Annotated in this window: 16 protein-coding genes; 2 read left to right on the top strand and 14 right to left on the bottom strand. The window is 67.2% G+C overall.

Annotation, left to right across the window (positions count from 1 at the left end):
* The 10 genes from AC1D1T_RS04530 to AC1D1T_RS04485 form a co-directional block, all read right to left on the bottom strand.
* The coding region (locus tag AC1D1T_RS04530) for a MerR family transcriptional regulator (RefSeq protein WP_477991491.1) at window positions 1–673 on the bottom strand (673 nt) is incomplete at its 3' end.
* Window positions 674–762: 89 nt separating this feature from the next.
* Window positions 763–1,542 (bottom strand): hypothetical protein, encoded by a 780-nt coding sequence (locus tag AC1D1T_RS04525; RefSeq protein ID WP_477991489.1) that lies wholly within the window; start codon window positions 1,540–1,542, stop codon window positions 763–765.
* Window positions 1,543–1,735: 193 nt separating this feature from the next.
* The gene (locus AC1D1T_RS04520; RefSeq protein ID WP_477991487.1) at window positions 1,736–5,401 is read right to left on the bottom strand and encodes a hydantoinase B/oxoprolinase family protein; all 3,666 of its coding nucleotides are present in this window, start codon (window positions 5,399–5,401) and stop codon (window positions 1,736–1,738) included.
* A gap of 17 nt (window positions 5,402–5,418) precedes the next feature.
* Complete coding sequence (locus AC1D1T_RS04515) at window positions 5,419–6,123, bottom strand: ABC transporter ATP-binding protein (protein ID WP_477842547.1); 705 nt, start codon at window positions 6,121–6,123, stop codon at window positions 5,419–5,421.
* A complete protein-coding gene (locus tag AC1D1T_RS04510; RefSeq protein ID WP_465113353.1) occupies window positions 6,123–6,836 on the bottom strand; it encodes an ABC transporter ATP-binding protein in 714 nt (237 codons plus the stop codon). The genes AC1D1T_RS04515 and AC1D1T_RS04510 overlap by 1 nt, the downstream gene beginning before the upstream one ends.
* On the bottom strand, window positions 6,833–7,828 hold the full coding sequence (locus AC1D1T_RS04505; RefSeq protein ID WP_477827501.1) for a branched-chain amino acid ABC transporter permease: 996 nt from the start codon (window positions 7,826–7,828) through the stop codon (window positions 6,833–6,835). The genes AC1D1T_RS04510 and AC1D1T_RS04505 overlap by 4 nt, the downstream gene beginning before the upstream one ends.
* Window positions 7,825–8,691 carry a branched-chain amino acid ABC transporter permease gene (locus AC1D1T_RS04500; protein WP_477827500.1) on the bottom strand — a complete coding sequence of 289 codons (867 nt, stop codon included), beginning with the start codon at window positions 8,689–8,691 and terminating at the stop codon, window positions 7,825–7,827. The genes AC1D1T_RS04505 and AC1D1T_RS04500 overlap by 4 nt, the downstream gene beginning before the upstream one ends.
* Before the next feature lie 22 nt (window positions 8,692–8,713).
* Entirely contained in the window at window positions 8,714–9,997 is a 1,284-nt protein-coding gene (locus AC1D1T_RS04495; RefSeq protein WP_477991485.1) for an ABC transporter substrate-binding protein, read from the bottom strand.
* A gap of 40 nt (window positions 9,998–10,037) precedes the next feature.
* Window positions 10,038–10,832 carry a putative hydro-lyase gene (locus tag AC1D1T_RS04490; protein WP_477841086.1) on the bottom strand — a complete coding sequence of 265 codons (795 nt, stop codon included), beginning with the start codon at window positions 10,830–10,832 and terminating at the stop codon, window positions 10,038–10,040.
* A 125-nt stretch (window positions 10,833–10,957) separates the two neighbouring features.
* On the bottom strand, window positions 10,958–11,887 hold the full coding sequence (locus tag AC1D1T_RS04485) for a LysR family transcriptional regulator (RefSeq protein WP_477827645.1): 930 nt from the start codon (window positions 11,885–11,887) through the stop codon (window positions 10,958–10,960).
* 82 nt (window positions 11,888–11,969) lie between these two features.
* Between AC1D1T_RS04485 and AC1D1T_RS04480 the strand changes: the two genes are divergently transcribed.
* Both AC1D1T_RS04480 and AC1D1T_RS04475 read left to right on the top strand, forming a co-directional pair.
* The gene (locus AC1D1T_RS04480) at window positions 11,970–12,422 is read left to right on the top strand and encodes a MarR family winged helix-turn-helix transcriptional regulator (protein WP_047506144.1); all 453 of its coding nucleotides are present in this window, start codon (window positions 11,970–11,972) and stop codon (window positions 12,420–12,422) included.
* Between the two features lie 141 nt (window positions 12,423–12,563).
* On the top strand, window positions 12,564–13,526 hold the full coding sequence (locus AC1D1T_RS04475; protein ID WP_477827646.1) for an alpha/beta fold hydrolase: 963 nt from the start codon (window positions 12,564–12,566) through the stop codon (window positions 13,524–13,526).
* A gap of 43 nt (window positions 13,527–13,569) precedes the next feature.
* Here the strand turns inward: AC1D1T_RS04475 and AC1D1T_RS04470 are convergent, their stop codons facing one another.
* Genes AC1D1T_RS04470 through AC1D1T_RS04455 form a run of 4 tightly spaced genes read right to left on the bottom strand, consistent with a single transcriptional unit; the run spans window position 13,570 to window position 16,282 of the window.
* Window positions 13,570–14,109 carry a hypothetical protein gene (locus AC1D1T_RS04470; RefSeq protein WP_465113347.1) on the bottom strand — a complete coding sequence of 180 codons (540 nt, stop codon included), beginning with the start codon at window positions 14,107–14,109 and terminating at the stop codon, window positions 13,570–13,572.
* Between the two features lie 57 nt (window positions 14,110–14,166).
* Window positions 14,167–14,619: a hypothetical protein gene (locus tag AC1D1T_RS04465; RefSeq protein ID WP_465113346.1), complete on the bottom strand. Its 453-nt coding sequence runs from the start codon at window positions 14,617–14,619 to the stop codon at window positions 14,167–14,169.
* Window positions 14,619–15,206, bottom strand: coding sequence for an RHS repeat-associated core domain-containing protein (locus AC1D1T_RS04460; RefSeq protein WP_465113345.1), 588 nt, complete (start codon window positions 15,204–15,206; stop codon window positions 14,619–14,621). The genes AC1D1T_RS04465 and AC1D1T_RS04460 overlap by 1 nt, the downstream gene beginning before the upstream one ends.
* Entirely contained in the window at window positions 15,203–16,282 is a 1,080-nt protein-coding gene (locus AC1D1T_RS04455; RefSeq protein ID WP_477825037.1) for a transglutaminase family protein, read from the bottom strand. Before AC1D1T_RS04455 ends, AC1D1T_RS04460 begins: the two co-directional genes overlap by 4 nt.
* Window positions 16,283–16,340: the final 58 nt, after the last annotated feature.

Below are 16,340 nucleotides of genomic sequence, written 5' to 3'. Positions count from 1 at the left end.
TCAGGCACTCGAAAGGCCGAAGTCCGTTCAAGCTGCCGTTTGGCGTGGACATGAAGTGGTAGATGTGCCATTCGTCCGCGGACCGAGCCTGCGCGAGAAGCGCAGCCGTTGTCGCACCAGTGACCTTGGGGTCGAGTGCCCACGCGGGGATGCGGTGCCCTCCGTCACCCGGCGTCCGCAAAGCAAACAACTTCTGCTCTTTGACTCGCTTGCGCACAGCGTGCTCTCCAATGCCCAGAAGATCGCTGGCTTGCGAAGTCGACTTGAATTCCTTGGACTTCAGCAGCGCCGTCCTGCTCTTCAGCCCTCGTTCCAGAAGCTGTTGCCAGCCTTCGATGACGGGCACTTCTCGGGTTCCCCCATCTGCCTTGTCGGCCAGAGTCTCGGCGACCTGCCGGATGAACTGCCCCGCGGACAGTTCTCCAACCTGTTGCTGCTGGACCTCCTTCAGAGACTCGAGGGTCTTCTCAAACACGGAGCGCGCAAGACCTGGACTCAGTGGGTGGACGGAGTCGAACTGCTGAACGTCTGGGGTATTCGCGAGCTCAGCGTCCAGGATGCTCCAGGTCGAAAGATCAATGACCAGCGGCACGGAGACACTTCCAGTCCCGCTCTTTGCGGTGCGGGAGGACTTGGCAGATTTCGCCTGCTTGCGGGATGAAATGGGGGCCATGGCAACTTTTCGGGCCGGGGAGTGTTCCTGGTCTCGTCAGTCTCTCAGGTTACGCCAGTTACGTCCATTGCAATCTCCAGGCGGTCGACTCAATCGGGCGCGACAGGCGGCACCGTCAGCGCTGCGCGGCGGCGCTGCAGAGCCCACGCGACGATCAGCACCAGCCCCCAGGCCGCTACGTAGGACAGTCCCGCCCCGAGCACCGGCAGCGCCAGAGCCAGCACCATGAAGAACGCGCCGAAGCCGATCAGGCCGCGCACGAAGCCGGCCAGCAGTTCGATCGTCGCGTCGGCACCATGGCGCACCCGCGTGAAGCACGGCAGCACGTTGCCGGTGATCGGCAGCGCGAGCAGCAGCCCGCTGATCGCTGCCGGGAACACCGGCGCACCGCCCATGACCGCGGCGGCCAGCGCGGCGGCCGCTGCGACGCGCAGCACCAGCTCGACCGGCGGGATGTGCAGCACCGTGCGCTCGCGGCGGTGCGCCGGCATCAGCCTCGACCCGGCCCACGGCGCGAACGCTGCCAGCACGCAGGCCGCCGCGAGAGGCAGCGCGATCCAGACCAGCAACCCGCCGACCGCGAGGAACACCGCATTCGCCGCCAGCAGCGACACCCACCACGGCCAGCGCCGCACCGCGTGCGCGAAGGCCACCATGTGCGACACCATCGCCGGGTACGCGACGATCGTCGCCACCGCGATCGCATGCGCCTGCGACAGCGGCGCCTGCAGCAGCACGAAGCCCATGATCGGCCCGGCAATCATCGGCAGGCCCGACAAGGTGCCCGCAACGCCATGGCCGAAGCGCTTCGCGGCGAAGCTCGCGGCCAGCACGACGGCGCACACCAGCGCGAGCTTCAGCAGGAACATGGGGAAGCAAAAAATGTGGGCCCGCCGGCAAAGGGAGGGTTGCAGCAGCGGGCCCGAAGGTCCGGCCGGAGGGAGGTATGGGCCGGACAGCCCGGCAGGAGGGAGTTACGGGCCGGGCGGGTTGAAGTGTAGGAAGCGCTGACGCATTTCCCCGCACCGACACCCCGGTCCATCTGTACCGACATCGTTTGCCTCACGCCGCTCCGTAGCCCCCACCGCCCGGCGTCTCGATCACGAACACGTCGCCCGGCCCCATCGGCACCGAGCCGATGTGGTCCAGCGCCTCGACCTGGCCATCGGCTCGCTCGACGCGGTTGATGCCCGGCAGGCCGGCCGATCCGCCAGCCATGCCGAACGCGCCGGCATGGCGCCCGTTCGACAGGATCGAAGCCGTCATCGGCTCGAGGAAGCGCACGCGCCGCACGCCGCCGTCGCCGCCGCGGTGGCGCCCGGCGCCGCCCGAGCCGGGGCGGATCTCGTAGCTGTCCAGCCGCACCGGGAAGCGGAACTCCAGCACCTCCGGGTCGGTGAGCCGCGAGTTCGTCATGTGCGTCTGCACGACCGAGGTGCCGTCGAAATCCGGCCCGGCGCCCGAGCCGCCCGAGATCGTCTCGTAGTACTGGTAGGTCGCGTTGCCGAAGGTGAAGTTGTTCATCGTGCACTGCCCGGCCGCCATCACGCCGAGCGCGCCGTACAGCGCGTTGGTGATGCAGGTCGAGGTCTCGACGTTGCCGGCCACCACCGAGGCCGGCGGGTTCGGGTTCAGCATCGAGCCTTCGGGGATGATCACCTGCAGCGGCTTCAGGCAGCCGGCGTTCAGCGGGATGTCGTCGTTGACCAGCGTGCGGAACACGTACAGCACCGCGGCCATGCAGACCGCGCGCGGCGCATTGAAGTTGTTCGTCAGCTGCGCCGAGGTGCCGGTGAAGTCGATCACCGCGCTGCGCGCCTGCTCGTTCACCCGGATGGCCACGCTGATGCGCGCGCCGTTGTCCAGCGGCAGCGTGAACGTGCCGTCCTTCAGGCGCGTGATCACGCGGCGCACCGATTCCTCGGCGTTGTCCTGCACGTGGCGCATGTAGGCCTGCACCACCTCGAGCCCGAACTGCTGCACCATCTTGCGCAGCTCCTGCACGCCCTTCTCGTTGGCCGCGATCTGGGCCTTCAGGTCGGCCAGGTTCTGCTGCGGGTTGCGCGACGGGTGGGCACCGCTCTTCAGCAGCGCGAGCATCTCGGCCTCGCGCAGCACGCCGGCCTCGACCAGCTTGACGTTGTCGATCTGCACGCCCTCTTCCTCGATGCGCGTCGAGAACGGCGGCATCGAGCCCGGCGTGATGCCGCCGATGTCGGCATGGTGGCCGCGCGAGCCGACATAGAACAGCGGGGCTTCGTTCTCGCCGTCCCCTTGGTAGACGGGGGTCACGACCGTCACGTCGGGCAGGTGGGTGCCGCCGTGGTACGGGTCGTTCAGCGCGTACACGTCACCCGGCTTCATGCGCCCGGCATTGCCCTGGATCACCGTCTTGATCGACTCGCTCATCGAACCCAGGTGCACCGGCATGTGCGGCGCGTTGGCGATCAGGTTGCCGTCGGCATCGAACAGCGCGCAGCTGAAGTCGAGCCGCTCCTTGATGTTCACCGAGTACGCGGTGTTCTGCAGCTGCAGCCCCATCTGCTCGGCGATGTTCATGAAGAGGTTGTTGAACACCTCCAGCATCACCGGGTCGACCGTGGTACCGATCGCGCGGCGCGCCTCGCGCGGCTGCACACGGTCGAGCAGCAGGTGGTCGTAGGCGGTGACGCGGGCGCGCCAGCCGGGCTCGACGACGGTGGTCGCGGTCTTCTCGGCAATGATGGCTGGGCCGTCGATGGTGTGGCCGGGCAGCGCGTCCTCGCGCACCACCAGCGCGGCATCCCACCAGCGGCCGCCGCTGAACAGCTGCACCGTCTCGCGCACCGGCGCGGCGCCGCTCGCGGCCAGCGCATGGCGCGGCTCGACCGGCGCATCGCCGGCACCCACCGCCTCCACCGACACCGCCTCGATCACCAGCCGGCGCTCGCTCATCAGGAACGCGAAGCGCTGGCGGTACGCGGCCTCGAACGCGGCCTGGATGGCCTCGGGCGTGCCGAACGGCACCACCAGCGCCGAATCGGTGCCCTCGTAGCGCACGTGCACGCGGCGCAGCACCGTCACCGCGGCGCTGCTGGCGCCCTGGCGCTTCAGCTCGCCCTCGGTCTCGGCGGCGAGGGCCGCGAGCAGCTCGGTCACCACCGGCATCGCACCGGCCAGCAGCAGCTCGACCGCGCGCTCGCGCAGCACCGCCTGGTCGGCCAGCCCCATGCCGTAGGCCGACAGCACGCCGGCCAGCGGGTGCGCGAACACCCGGTTCATGCCGAGCGCATCGGCCACGCGGCAGGCGTGCTGGCCGCCGGCACCGCCGAAACACTGCAGCGCGTAGCGCGTCACGTCGTAGCCGCGCGCCACCGAGATCTTCTTGATCGCATTGCCCATCGCGCCCACCGCGATGTCGATGAAGCCCTCGGCCACCTCCTCCGGCGTGCGCTTCACGCCGGTCGCGCGTTCGATCGCGGCCGCCATCTCGCTGAACTTGCGCACCACCACCTCGCGGTCGAGCGACTGGTCGGCGTTCGGGCCGAACACCTTCGGGAAATGCGCCGGCTGGATCTTGCCGAGCATCACGTTCGCATCGGTCACCGCGAGCGGGCCGCCGCGGCGGTAGCAGGCCGGGCCCGGGTTCGCGCCGGCACTCTCCGGCCCGGCACGGAAGCGCGCGCCGTCGAAGCTCAGGATCGAGCCGCCGCCGGCCGCCACCGTGTGGATGCTCATCATCGGCGCGCGCATGCGCACGCCGGCCACCTGCGTCTCGAACGCGCGCTCGAACTCGCCGGCGAAGTGGCTCACGTCGGTGGAGGTGCCGCCCATGTCGAAGCCGATCACCTTGACCTCGGCGGCCGCTGGGGTGACCTTCGCGTCCTCGCCCAGGCCGAGCGGCGACAGCCCGAGCTGCGCGGTGCGCACCATGCCGACGATGCCGCCGGCCGGGCCGGACAGGATCGCATCCTTGCCCTGGAACGCATGCGCATCGGTCAACCCGCCGGACGACTGCATGAAGAACAGTTTCACGCCCGGCATCTCGCTCGCGACCTGTTCCACGTAGCGGCGCAGGATCGGCGACAGGTAGGCGTCGACCACCGTCGTGTCGCCGCGGCCCACCAGCTTCATCAGCGGGCTCACCTCGTGCGAGACGCTGATCTGCGGAAAACCGATGCGCTGCGCGATCGCCTTGGCCGCCAACTCATGCGCGGTGAAGCGGTAGCCGTGCATGAAGACGATCGCGACGCTGCGCAGGCCGGCGTCGTACGCAGCCTGCAGGTCGACCTGCAGTTGCGCCTCGTCGAGCGCCTCGATCAATTCGCCCTTCGCGCCGACACGCTCGCGCGCCTCGATCACGCGGCTGTACAGCAGCTCGGGCAGCTGGATGTGGCAATCGAAGATGCGCGGGCGATCCTGGTAGGCGATGCGCAGCGCATCGCGAAAGCCCCTGGTCGTGACGAGCAGCGTCGGCTCGCCCTTGCGTTCGAGCAGCGCGTTGGTGGCCACCGTGGTGCCCATCTTCACGCACTCGACGCGCTCGGCCGGGAAGGCCTCGCCCGGCTTCAGGCCCAGCAGGTGGCGGATGCCGGCGACCGCCGCATCGCGGTACTGCTCGGGGTTCTCGCTGAGCAGCTTGTGGGTGACCAGCATGCCGTCGGGCCGCTTGGCGACCACGTCGGTGAACGTGCCGCCGCGGTCGATCCAGAACTGCCAGCGGTCGGTGCCTTGAACTTGAGCTTGCATGGAATCCTTCCTGGGGATCACAACCCTAGATATGCCTTCTTGACATCGTCGTTGGCGGCCAGCTCGGCCCCGCTGCCCTGCATCACGATGCGCCCGGTCTGGATCACGTAGCCATGGTGCGCGATCGACAAGGCCTTGTGCAGATTCTGCTCGACCAGCAGGATCGTCACGCCGGTCTCGTTGACGCGCTGGATCACCTCCAGCACCTTCGCGACGAACTTCGGCGCAATGCCCCACGACGGCTCGTCCAGCATCAGCAGCTTGGGCCGGGCCATCAGGCCGCGCGCGATCGCGAGCATCTGCTGCTCGCCGCCGCTCATCGTGCCGGCGAGCTGGGTCTCGCGCTCCTTGAGGATCGGGAACAGCGTGAACATCTCGTCGATGCCGGCCGCCACCTCGTGCGCATCGGTGCGGGTGAACGCGCCGAGCTCCAGGTTGCGCCGCACCGTGAGGCGCGGGAACAGCCGGCGGCCTTCGGGCACCAGCGAGAGCCCGAGCGGCACCCGCTGGTGGGCCGGCAGTTCGTGCACCAGCAGGCCATCGAAGCGCACGCTGCCGGCATCGAGCCTGTTCAGCCCGGCGATCGCGCGCAGCGTGGTCGACTTGCCATTGCCGTTGCCGCCGACCAGCGCGACGATCTTGCCCTGCGGCACCTCGAGGCTCACGTCGGACAAGGCCAGCACGCCGCCGTAGCTGACGCGCAAGTTGGAAACCTGCAGCATCACTCGTCTCCCAGGTAGGCGTGGATCACGTGCGGGTCACGCGAGACCTCGGCCGGCGTGCCGTCGGCGATCTTCACGCCGCGGTCGAGCACGACGATCCTGTCGGCGATCGGCATGATGCCCTCGAGCACATGCTCGACGATCAGGCAGGCGATGCCGCGCTCGCGGATGTTCAGCACCACCTTCACCATCTCGCGCACCTCCGACGGGTTCAGGCCGGCCATCACCTCGTCCATCAGCAGAAGCTTCGGTGCGATGGCGAGCGCGCGTGCGACCGCCAGGCGGCGCTGCTCGCTGATCGTCATGCTGCCGGCGGGCTTGTCGGCGAACTGGTCGAGGTTGACGAAGGCCAGCCACTGCTGCGCCTCGTCGCGGGCGGCCGAGACACGGCGGTTGCGCATCAGCGCACCGGCCATCACGTTCTCGCGGGCCGTCATGCTGGTGAAGGTGCGCGCGACCTGGAAGGTGCGGCCGACGCCGGCGCGGGCGCAGGCCTCGGGCGGCAGGCCGGAGATCAGCTTGCCGTCGAGCCGGATCTCGCCGGCGCTCGGCTCGTAGAAGCCGGCCACGCAGTTGAACGCCGTCGTCTTGCCAGCGCCGTTCGGGCCGATCAGCCCGACGATCTGGCCGGCGTCGACGCTGAACGAGACATCCTGGTTGGCCATCAGGCCGCCGAAGCGCTTCGAGACGCCTTGCAACTCGAGAAGACTCACAGCGCCACCTCCACCTTGGCGGCTTCGACTGCGCGGGCGCGGCGCCGCTGCCGCCACTCCCGGAATCCGCCGATCAACCCGCTCGGGTAGAACACCGCGATGCCGACGATCAGCGCCGCGTAGATGATGGTGTCGGTGCCGCGGCCGGTGCCGCCGAAGGTGGCGCGCGTCAACTCCTCGATCGTCGTCAGCACCACCGAGCCGACCACCGGCCCGAACAGCGTGCCGACGCCGCCGAGGATGGACACCAGCGCCATCTTGATCGACAGCGCGGTCGTCAGCACCGAGCCCGGGTCGATGTAGAGCTCCTTCTGCGCATACAGGCTGCCGCCGAGCGCGGTGAAGAAGGCGCTGAGCGACAAGGCCACCTGCTTGTAGCGCGCGATGTTGATGCCGATGCTGCGCGCGGCATCCGGCTCGTCCTTGATCGCCCGCAGGTAGTAGCCGATGTGGCTGCGCTCGACGGCCCAGGTCGCGAGCAGCGTCAGCACCAGCAGGCCGAGCGCGAGCCAGTAGTACGGCGCCTTGTCGGCGAACACCATCGTGGCCCAGCCCTGCCGGTCCATCGGGATCGTCAGGCCGACCGCGCTGCCGGCGTACTCCCAGTTGGTGAACACGATCTGCACGATCTCGGCGACCGCGATCGTCGCCATCGCGAAGTAGTGCCCCTTCAGCCGGAAGCACGACCAGCCGAAGCCGAGGCTCAGCAGCGCCGCGACCACGCCGCCGAGCAGCATGCCGAGCCACGGGTTCACGCCGAAGTTCAGCAGCAGCAGCGTCGACGTGTAGGCGCCGAGCCCGTAGAACGCCGCATGGCCGAGCGAGACCTGGCCGGCGTAACCGCCGAGCAGGTTCCACGCGACGCCGAGCTGCGCGGCCATCAGCACCAGGATCGCGAGGTTCAGGTGCGAGGGGCTGTGCGTGACGAACGGCAGCAGGACCGCGGCCACCGCCAAGGCTGCGAGAGCCAGGGTCTTCTTCGAAGGCTTCATGCTTTCCCCATCAGGCCCTGCGGCCGGAACATCAACACCGCGAGGAACAGCACCAGCACGATGGCGGTCTTGTACTGCGGCCCGAGCAGCAGGCCGCCCATCACCTCGATCACGCCGACCAGGATGCCGGCCCAGAACGCGCCGGTCACGCTGCCGAAGCCGCCGAGGTTGACGACCACGAAGGCGATCAGGATGAAGTTGGCGCCGACCTCCGGGAAGATCGGGAAGAAGGTCGCGAGCAGCACGCCGGCCGCGCCGGCACAGGCCGCGCCGATGCCCCAGGCGAGCCCGAACATGCGGTGCGAATCGATGCCCATCAACTGCGCGGCCTCCTTGTCGGCGGCGGTGGCTTCGAGCGCCGCGCCGAGGCGGGTGCGCGTCAGGAAGAAATGCACCAGCGCGGTGACCGCGATCGCGCCGACGCCGGCCACCAGCTGCGGCTGGCCAAGCTGGATGCCGGCCAGCTTGACGCTGCCGCTGACCCACGAGCCCTCGATCGAGCGGAAGTCGGGCTTCCACAGGAACTGCGCGACGCCGCGCAGCAGGATCATCAGCCCGAAGGTGGTGAAGATCTGGCTGAGCATCGGCGCATCGATGATGCGGCGGATCACGAGCTTGTACAGCAGCACGCCGAACGCGAACAGCATCAGCACCGTGAGCGGCAGCGTGAGCATCGGGTCGAGCGCGTACAGCGCGAACAGCCAGAAGCTCGCGTACATGCCGAGCATCAGGAACTCGCCGTGCGCGAAGTTCACGATGTCCATCACGCCGAAGATCATCGTGAGGCCGATCGCGACCAGCGCGTAGATCAGGCCGATCAGCACGCCGGATGCGAGGGTCTGGAGAAGGATCTCTGCAGTCATGGTGGACGTCCTCGCGGCCGGTTTACTTGCGCTGGTCCCACTTCGGCATCGGCCAGGTCACCTCGCGCGTCGCGAGGTTGAACGGGTACACCGTGTTGTACTTGCCGTCGACGATCTGCACCAGGATGCCGCGGCCCAGCGTGTTCTGCCCGGTGCTGTCGAACTTGACGCCCTTCCACGGCATGATCAGGTTCTCGGCGCGCAGGTCGGTTTCCGACAGTGCCTTGCGGATCGCCTCCGGCTCGGTGGACGCGGCGCGGTTGATCGCATCGGCCAGCACCATCAGCCCGGTGAAGGTGCGCGACGAGTTGCCGGTGAAGTTGGCCTTGTAGCGCGCGAGGAACAGGTCGTTGACCTGCTTGATCAGCGGGTTGCGCGTGGCCAGGTCGAGCGCCCACACCTCGCGCGTGATCACGTACTCGGCATCCTTGCCCAGCGTCTTGATGAACTCGGTGTCGGTGAAGCCGGCGTTGTTCGCGAGGATCATGTCCGGCGAGAAGCCCAGCTCCTTGTAGGTCTTCATCGACAGCAGCGCATCACCCAGGTACGACGACTGCATCACCAGCGACGGGTTGCCCGCCTTCAGCGTCTGCACTTCCGACGTGAGCTGCGTGCTCTTGGCCGGGTAGGTCACCTGCTTGACCAGGTTGTAGCCCTTCTCCGGCGCYAGCCTGGCCTGCAGCTTGGTGGTCTCGTTGCCCCACAGCGTGTTCTCGTTGAAGGTCGCGATCGCGCCGATCTTGAAGTTCTTCTTCGCCTCCAGCTCCTTCAGGAAATCGAAGAAGTTGTGGACGAACAAGTCGTCGTGCGGCGTGGTGCGGAAGAACCACTTGAAGTTGCGCGCCGTCAGCGAGGCCGACGACGACTCGGGGTTCAGGAACGGCACGCCGTAGCGCTCGGACACCTGGCTCGCGGTGGCGGTGACGTTGCTGTTGTAGGCGCCGACGAGCGCGACCACCTTCTCCTGCGTGATCAGGCGCTCGGCCTCGGTCGCGCCGGTCTGCGGGTTGCCCTGGTGGTCGGCGAACACCAGCTTGATCTTCGCGCCCTTCAGCTTCGGCAGGCCGCCGCCGGCGGCGAACGGCAGGTCGGCGACACCCTTCGCGCCGTTGTTGATGATGTCGRCGGCCAGCTCCAGCGCATTCTTCAGCTCGGCGCCGGTGGATGCGGCCGGGCCGGTCAGCGGGTAGATCACGCCGATCTTCACCTCGGCCGACTGCGCGCGCGCGCCGGTGCCGAAACCCAGACCGAACAAGGTGGCGCCCAGCGCCTGGAGAACGCTTCTGCGGGGCTGCGGATGTTGCATGGGGACTGCTCCTGGACGAGGTTGAAGGAAGAACGGGAACTCAGAGGCTGGCGATGTGGGTGTTCAGCAAATCGGTGATCAGCATCGCGCCGGGCGCGTGCGTGATGCAGAACTCGGGGCGGGCCTGCGTGATCGCGGCTTGCGGCGTCACGCCGCAGGCCCAGAACACCGGCAGCTCGTCGGGCATCACATCGACGGCATCGCCGTAGTCGGGGCGGGCGATGTCGGCGATGCCGATCAGCGCCGGGTCGCCCAGGTGCACCGGCGCACCGTGCACCGACGGGAAGCGCGACGTGACCTGCACCGCACGGATGGCGTCAGCAGCCTTCAGCGGGCGCATCGAGACCACCATCGGCCCGTGGAACGGCCCGGCCGGCACGGTGGCGATGCTGGTGCGGTACATCGCGACGTTGCGGTTCTGCGCGACGTGGCGCAGCGGCACGCCGGCATCCAGCAGCGCCTGCTCGAACGAGAACGAACAGCCGATCACGAAGCTCACCAGGTCGTCGCGCCACAGCGTGCCGATGTCGGTGACCTCGTCGACCAGCTCGCCGCGGCGCCACACGCGGTAGCGCGGCACGTCGCTGCGGATGTCGATGTCGTGGCCGAGCGTCGGAAGCATCGGGTCGCCCGGCTCGGAGACGGCCAGCACCGGGCACGGCTTCGGGTTGCGCTGGCAGAAACGCAGGAAGTCGTTCGCGAGCGCCTGCGGCAGGATCACCAGGTTGCCCTGCACGTGGTCGTCGGCCAGGCCGCTGGTGTGGCTGGCATGGCGGCCGGCGCGGATCTCGGCACGGGCTCGCGATGCGCTGGAAGACGTTTGTTCAGGCTTCATGACAAGACCCTGGCGGCAGATGGGTTTGCGGATGGAGCGGATTGTGTTGGCCTCGGGCACGCTGCCGCAAACAAGAAATTTTTCGCTCAGCTCATCGATTTTTTCGATGATCCAAGTTGGGGTTTTCACCCATTCTTGGTGCGCTTCTTCGGTGTCTTCGCACCGGTCTTCGGCACGCCGATGTAGTCGAACACGGCGTCGAGCACGTCGATCGCCACCGACGAGGTCGGGTCGTCGCGCCAGCTCGCATGCACCGGCAAGGGGAACAGCGGCACCTCGCAGGCCAGCGGCTTGATCGGCAGGCGCTCGGCGAGCCGCAACACGGCGGCCAGCGGCAGCGTCGCGACGCCGATGCCGCCCTCCACCAGCTGCACCATCGCCGAGATCGACGAGATCGCATGGACCCGCCGCGGCTCCAGCCCCGCCTCGCGGAACAGGTCGAGCAGCGCGACGTGCGGCTGCGAGCCGCGCTGGAAGGTCAGCAGCTCCAGCTGCGCCAGGTCGGCGAGCGTGTAGCGGCGCTTTCGGTGCAGGTCCTTGTGGCCGACGAACACCATCTCCATCGGCGGCAGTGCGCGGCTGCGCAGGTTCTCGCCCGAGGTCGGCAGCGCAGCGAAGGCCAGGTCGAGCGCGCCGCGCTGCACCTGGTCGACCAGCACCGGCGTGGTTTCGACCGTCAGCTCGAGCGCGAAATCGGGATTCGTGCTGCGCATGTGATGCACCCAGTCGATCAGCCAGGAGTGCAGCACCGACTCGATCACGCCGATGCGCAGCGAGACGGTGCGCTGCGCGCCACCGGCCCCGGCGCCCATCTCGGCCTTGATCTCGCGGTGCAGCGCGAGCAGCCGCTGCGCGTGCGTGAAGAAGCGCAGGCCGCCCACCGTCAGGCGGAACTGCTTGTCGCGCCGGTCGAGCAGCAGCACGCCCAGTTCTTCTTCGAGCGCGGCGATGCGGCTGGACATCGCCGACTGCGTGATGAACAGCTTCTCGGCGGCGCGCGACACGCTCTTCAGCGTGACGACCCAGTAGAAGGCTTCGACGAATCGGTGGTTCATGCGGGCATTGTGGGCACGGGTCCGATCGCTGGAGTTGATAAGTTGCTTGCAAATAGATTGCACGCTATGTATTATTCGCCCCATGGCACGCAACACCCCCTTCCCCCAGCAACTCGACCAACAGCTGTGCTTCGCGCTGTACTCGACGATGCTGGGCTTCAACAAGGTCTACCGCGACCTGCTGAAGGACCTGGGCCTGACCTACCCGCAGTACCTGGTGATGATGGTGCTGTGGGAGCGCGACGACCTGACCGTCGGCGAGATCAGCGAGCGGGTGTTCCTGGATTCGCCGACGCTGACGCCGCTGCTGAAGCGCCTGCAATCGTCCGGCCTGATCGACCGCACCCGCTCGGCCGTCGACGAACGCCAAGTGCTGGTCACGCTGACCGACGCCGGCCGCGCCCTCAAGGCCCGTTCGGCGCACCTGCCGCAGTGCATCGCCACCGCCGCCGACATGCCGGTGGCCGAGATCCTCGACCTGCGCGACCGCCTGCTGGCGTTGCGCGGCCGCATGTTCGGGCACGCAGCGGCCTGACGCGGCGCTCTGCTTCTCCCCTCCTCCTTCCTTCACCCTCGACGACCGATGCCATGACGCACGACACCAAGACCTGATTTTTACTTCGTACACGATCTTTTCGTAAGCGCAATACATCCTTTCTTCATCCAGGAGCCTCACATGAATGCATTCACCAAATCCCTGATCGCTCTCTCGGCCGTCGCCGCTTTTGCCGGCGCCGCGAACGCCGCGCAGAAGGCACCGGCTGCCGCCAAGCCGGCGGCAGTTGCCGCCCAGCCTGCGGGCAGCTACATCACCACGAAGGACGGCGTGCAGCTGTACTACAAGGACTGGGGCCCGCGCGATGGCCAGCCGGTGATCTTCAGCCACGGCTGGCCGCTCGATTCGGACAGCTGGGAATCGCAGATGCTGTTCCTGGCCGACCAGGGTTACCGCGTGATCGCCCATGACCGCCGCGGCCACGGCCGATCGAGCCAGCCCTGGGACGGCAACGACATGGACCACTACGCCGACGACCTGGCCGCGGTGATCGAGGCCGTCGACCTGAAGGGCAGGAAGGCGGTGCTGGTGGGCTTCTCGACCGGCGGCGGCGAGGTGGCGCGCTACATCGGCCGGCATGGCACCGGCAAGGTGGCGAAGGCGGTGCTGGTCTCGGCCGTGCCGCCGCAGATGGTCAAGGGCAAGGTCAACCCGAACGGCGTGCCGATCGAGGTGTTCGACGGCCTGCGCAAGGCGCAGATCGAGAACCGCTCGCAGCTCTACAAGGACGTCGCGAGCGGCCCGTTCTACGGCTTCAACCGCCCCGGCGCGAAGGTCTCGCAAGGCCTGATCGACAACTGGTGGCTGCAGGGCATGACGGGCGGCCACAAGAACACGCTGGACTCGATCAAGGCCTTCTCGGAGACCGACTTCACCGAGGACCTGAAGAAGTTCGACGTGCCGACGCTGGTGATCCACGGCGACGACGACCAGATCGTGCCGATCGACATCTCGGGCCGGGCGTCGGCGAAGCTGGTCAAGGGGGCGCAGCTGATCGTCTATGCGGGCGCGCCGCACGGGCTGACCGACACGCACAAGGAGCGGTTGAACCAGGATCTGCTGGCGTTCATTCGCAAGAACTGAGCGTTAGCGGGTGCCATCGGGGGATGACTCCGTCGATGGCACGTCACGGGGTGTCGGCCAGGAGGATGCTGCTGAGACTGCCTGTGTCGCCCAAGCAGAAGAAGTTGAACAGCGTGTCGTTCTCGATCTCGTAGACGAGCCTCGTTCGGCCGAGCCGGGGGGAATGGTTGATATCCGATCCGCCCTCGACTTGATCCGTTCGATGCGGAGGGCCCAGAACGCGCTCGATGTCACTGCGTCGTTGCCCAAGCGAGATACCGCGTTCTGTGGCCATCGGCCCCATGTCGATCTTCGGAGGAACACGAAGCGCACAGAGCTCAATGCTGCTGATCAGGATGCTCACCAACTCCGACGACCGCTGCGTCGAGGCGTGATCGAACGTGACGAGAACCCACCGCGGCGAAGCGTCAAGGAAGTAGCAGTGGCGATGCAGCCCGGGTTCATCCGCGTCCGTCAGCAGCATGCCTGGCCCGAACCTCCGCACGAAGGCCTCTTCCGTCAGCTGCGGGTCACGCAGGCATATGGCGCCAGCACAACGCTCAACCGGCGTCTGAGCGAGTGCGGGGACGGCAAGCCAGATCAAGCCACCACCGAGCACCGTTCGAAACAACCGCCTTGAAGACCTCATCGTCCGTGGACCTCAGTTGGGAATGACCCGCCCATGAATCAACGCGTCGGACAGATCAGCAATCTCGCGCGCGACGTCTCCCTCGCTCATGCAGGCGACACCCATCGCGCCGGTACACAGACGCCGGACGTCACCGGGCTGAATCTTCCGCAGCAGCGGCAACATTTCCGCCCCCTTTGACAGGATGGCTTCGGTCCTGCTCTCGCCGCCACCAGCATCGATTCGAAGCACTACGGTCCGGGCCAAGGCTTCTGCAGATGATTTCGTCCGGGAGCGCTGCAGGAGGAGGAACGAGAACTCCAGAGAGGAACCCAGCGTGCCGCGTACCTCTGTGTCGAGGTGCGGTGTGGACGCCAGCACCTTCACGATCTCGAAAATCAACTCTCCCCCGATGCGGTCTTGCTCCTCGTCTTCCGGCGCAGCCATTGCCGGAAGAGCAAGAAGCAACAAGGTCGCCACGGTCATCAATCGACCACGCACATCACACTCCCAGGTTCCGAGTCAATCAGGCTGTTCAGATCGGCGACCGTACTCGCTGTCCCGGTCACGCACCCCTCCGAGCAGTAGGGAGCCGCCGTCGAAGGTCCGAAAGGATTCAGGCAGCTGTGTGTCCGAAAGAGATCCCGGCCGAACGGCGTTGACGACAACGGCGGCAACGGCGCCAGTGTTCGCCCTCCGGGCTTGCCGGTCTTGCCTCCACTCCAAAGCCAGCACCCTCTCGGAATCGGCCCGACGCTTTCCATGCTTTCGCAATCCGCATTGTTCTTGCACCCGGCCACGCTGTTGTTGCCGGAAGCGAAGGTTCCGGACCACGTGAACTTCTCACTCCCATTGCGCATGCAGTCCATGCGCCCCGTGCTGACGGAGTAGACACACGTTGCCAGTCCTTGCGGATCGACGTAGCTCAATGGATTCCCGTCGACGTAGGTGTAGGTGTTGACCCCGCCCGCCAATCCAATCGGATCGCTCTCCACGTAGCGCGCAGCTGCAGCCTGCGGCTGACAGAGCGCCACAAACAGAAGCGGAACGGCGAAAGCCGATGCGATGTTCATTTCGTCTTCTCCAGTTGAGTTGCCTTTGCCTTCGCGGCGCGCTGACGAACCGCCGCGTCCTGCGCCTCATCCGCCGGTCGCCAGCCGAGCGACCATGCGCGCTGGAACAGAGCCCGAAGCGCGACCTCGTGCCTCACGAACGACGCGCGTTCTGCAGCCGGCATGTCGTCGGGCGTCGCATACCGATTGACGAGCAGGTTGCTGAACCAGAGCGACGCGGCGTGCTGGTGAAGGATGACCGCCACGTCCCGCGGGTTGTGGTCCAGCGCCATCCGGGACATCTTCAGCTGCAGTTCGCGCAGCCCCTGCCGCTCGTAGAACTCCAGCAAGGTGCCGACCATGACGACCACCGATTCCTTCCTGCTCGACGGCCGCATGTAGACGCCGCCGGCAACGGCCTGGTCGGTCATCAGGAACTGCTGGCGCGTCCACACATCTCGGGTGAACCCCGCTCCGCTCGTCGCCTCGAGGTTGAACAACTCGCCTCGCTCATCGCGGTACTTGACGAAGACATGGTTCGGCGCCGTCGCGAGCGTGAGATCGATGCCCTGCTTCTGCCCCAGCACGACGAACAGAATCGGCATCGAGATGCAGCTCCCGGCGCGGGTCTCCAGATGAACGGTCAGCAGCTTGTTGCGCAGGTTCCGGCCTAGCGGATCGTCGAGGTCGTAGTGATACGGCCGGTGCCCGATCCACGCGTTGGCGGTGTACAGGTGCTGGCGCAACACCTCCAGCTTCAGCCGCGAGGGCGCGCCGACCGGAATCGCCGCCTTCAAGCTTGCCGCCATCGCATCCAGGCTCCGCAGCGTGGCCTGCGCGTCGACGGAGGGATCCATCAGTCGATCGATCGACAGCTTGGCCGAGGCTAGATCGATATCGGACTCCGGCTGCGACAGGATCCCGCGCACGACGGCCAGGTCCCCATCGTGCGCGCCGACCGCTCGGCGCTGCGCGGTCGCCGGTACCGACATCGTCACCAGCGCCAGGCAGCCGATGAGAGGCGGTACTAACCAGCGCCGTATCAGCCCACGAATCCGTCGCCTGCCGCAGCGCTGGCTCGACCGCACGTTGTCCATGTCATCTCCCTGAGTCGGACTTCGCGGGCGAGTCTTGGCGGCGACTTTGCAGAGATTT

The sequence above is a fragment of the Rhizobacter sp. P2_H3 genome (assembly GCF_056403355.1).
Note: the sequence above shows the minus strand (reverse complement) of the source record. Positions and strands in the feature narration are given on the sequence as shown.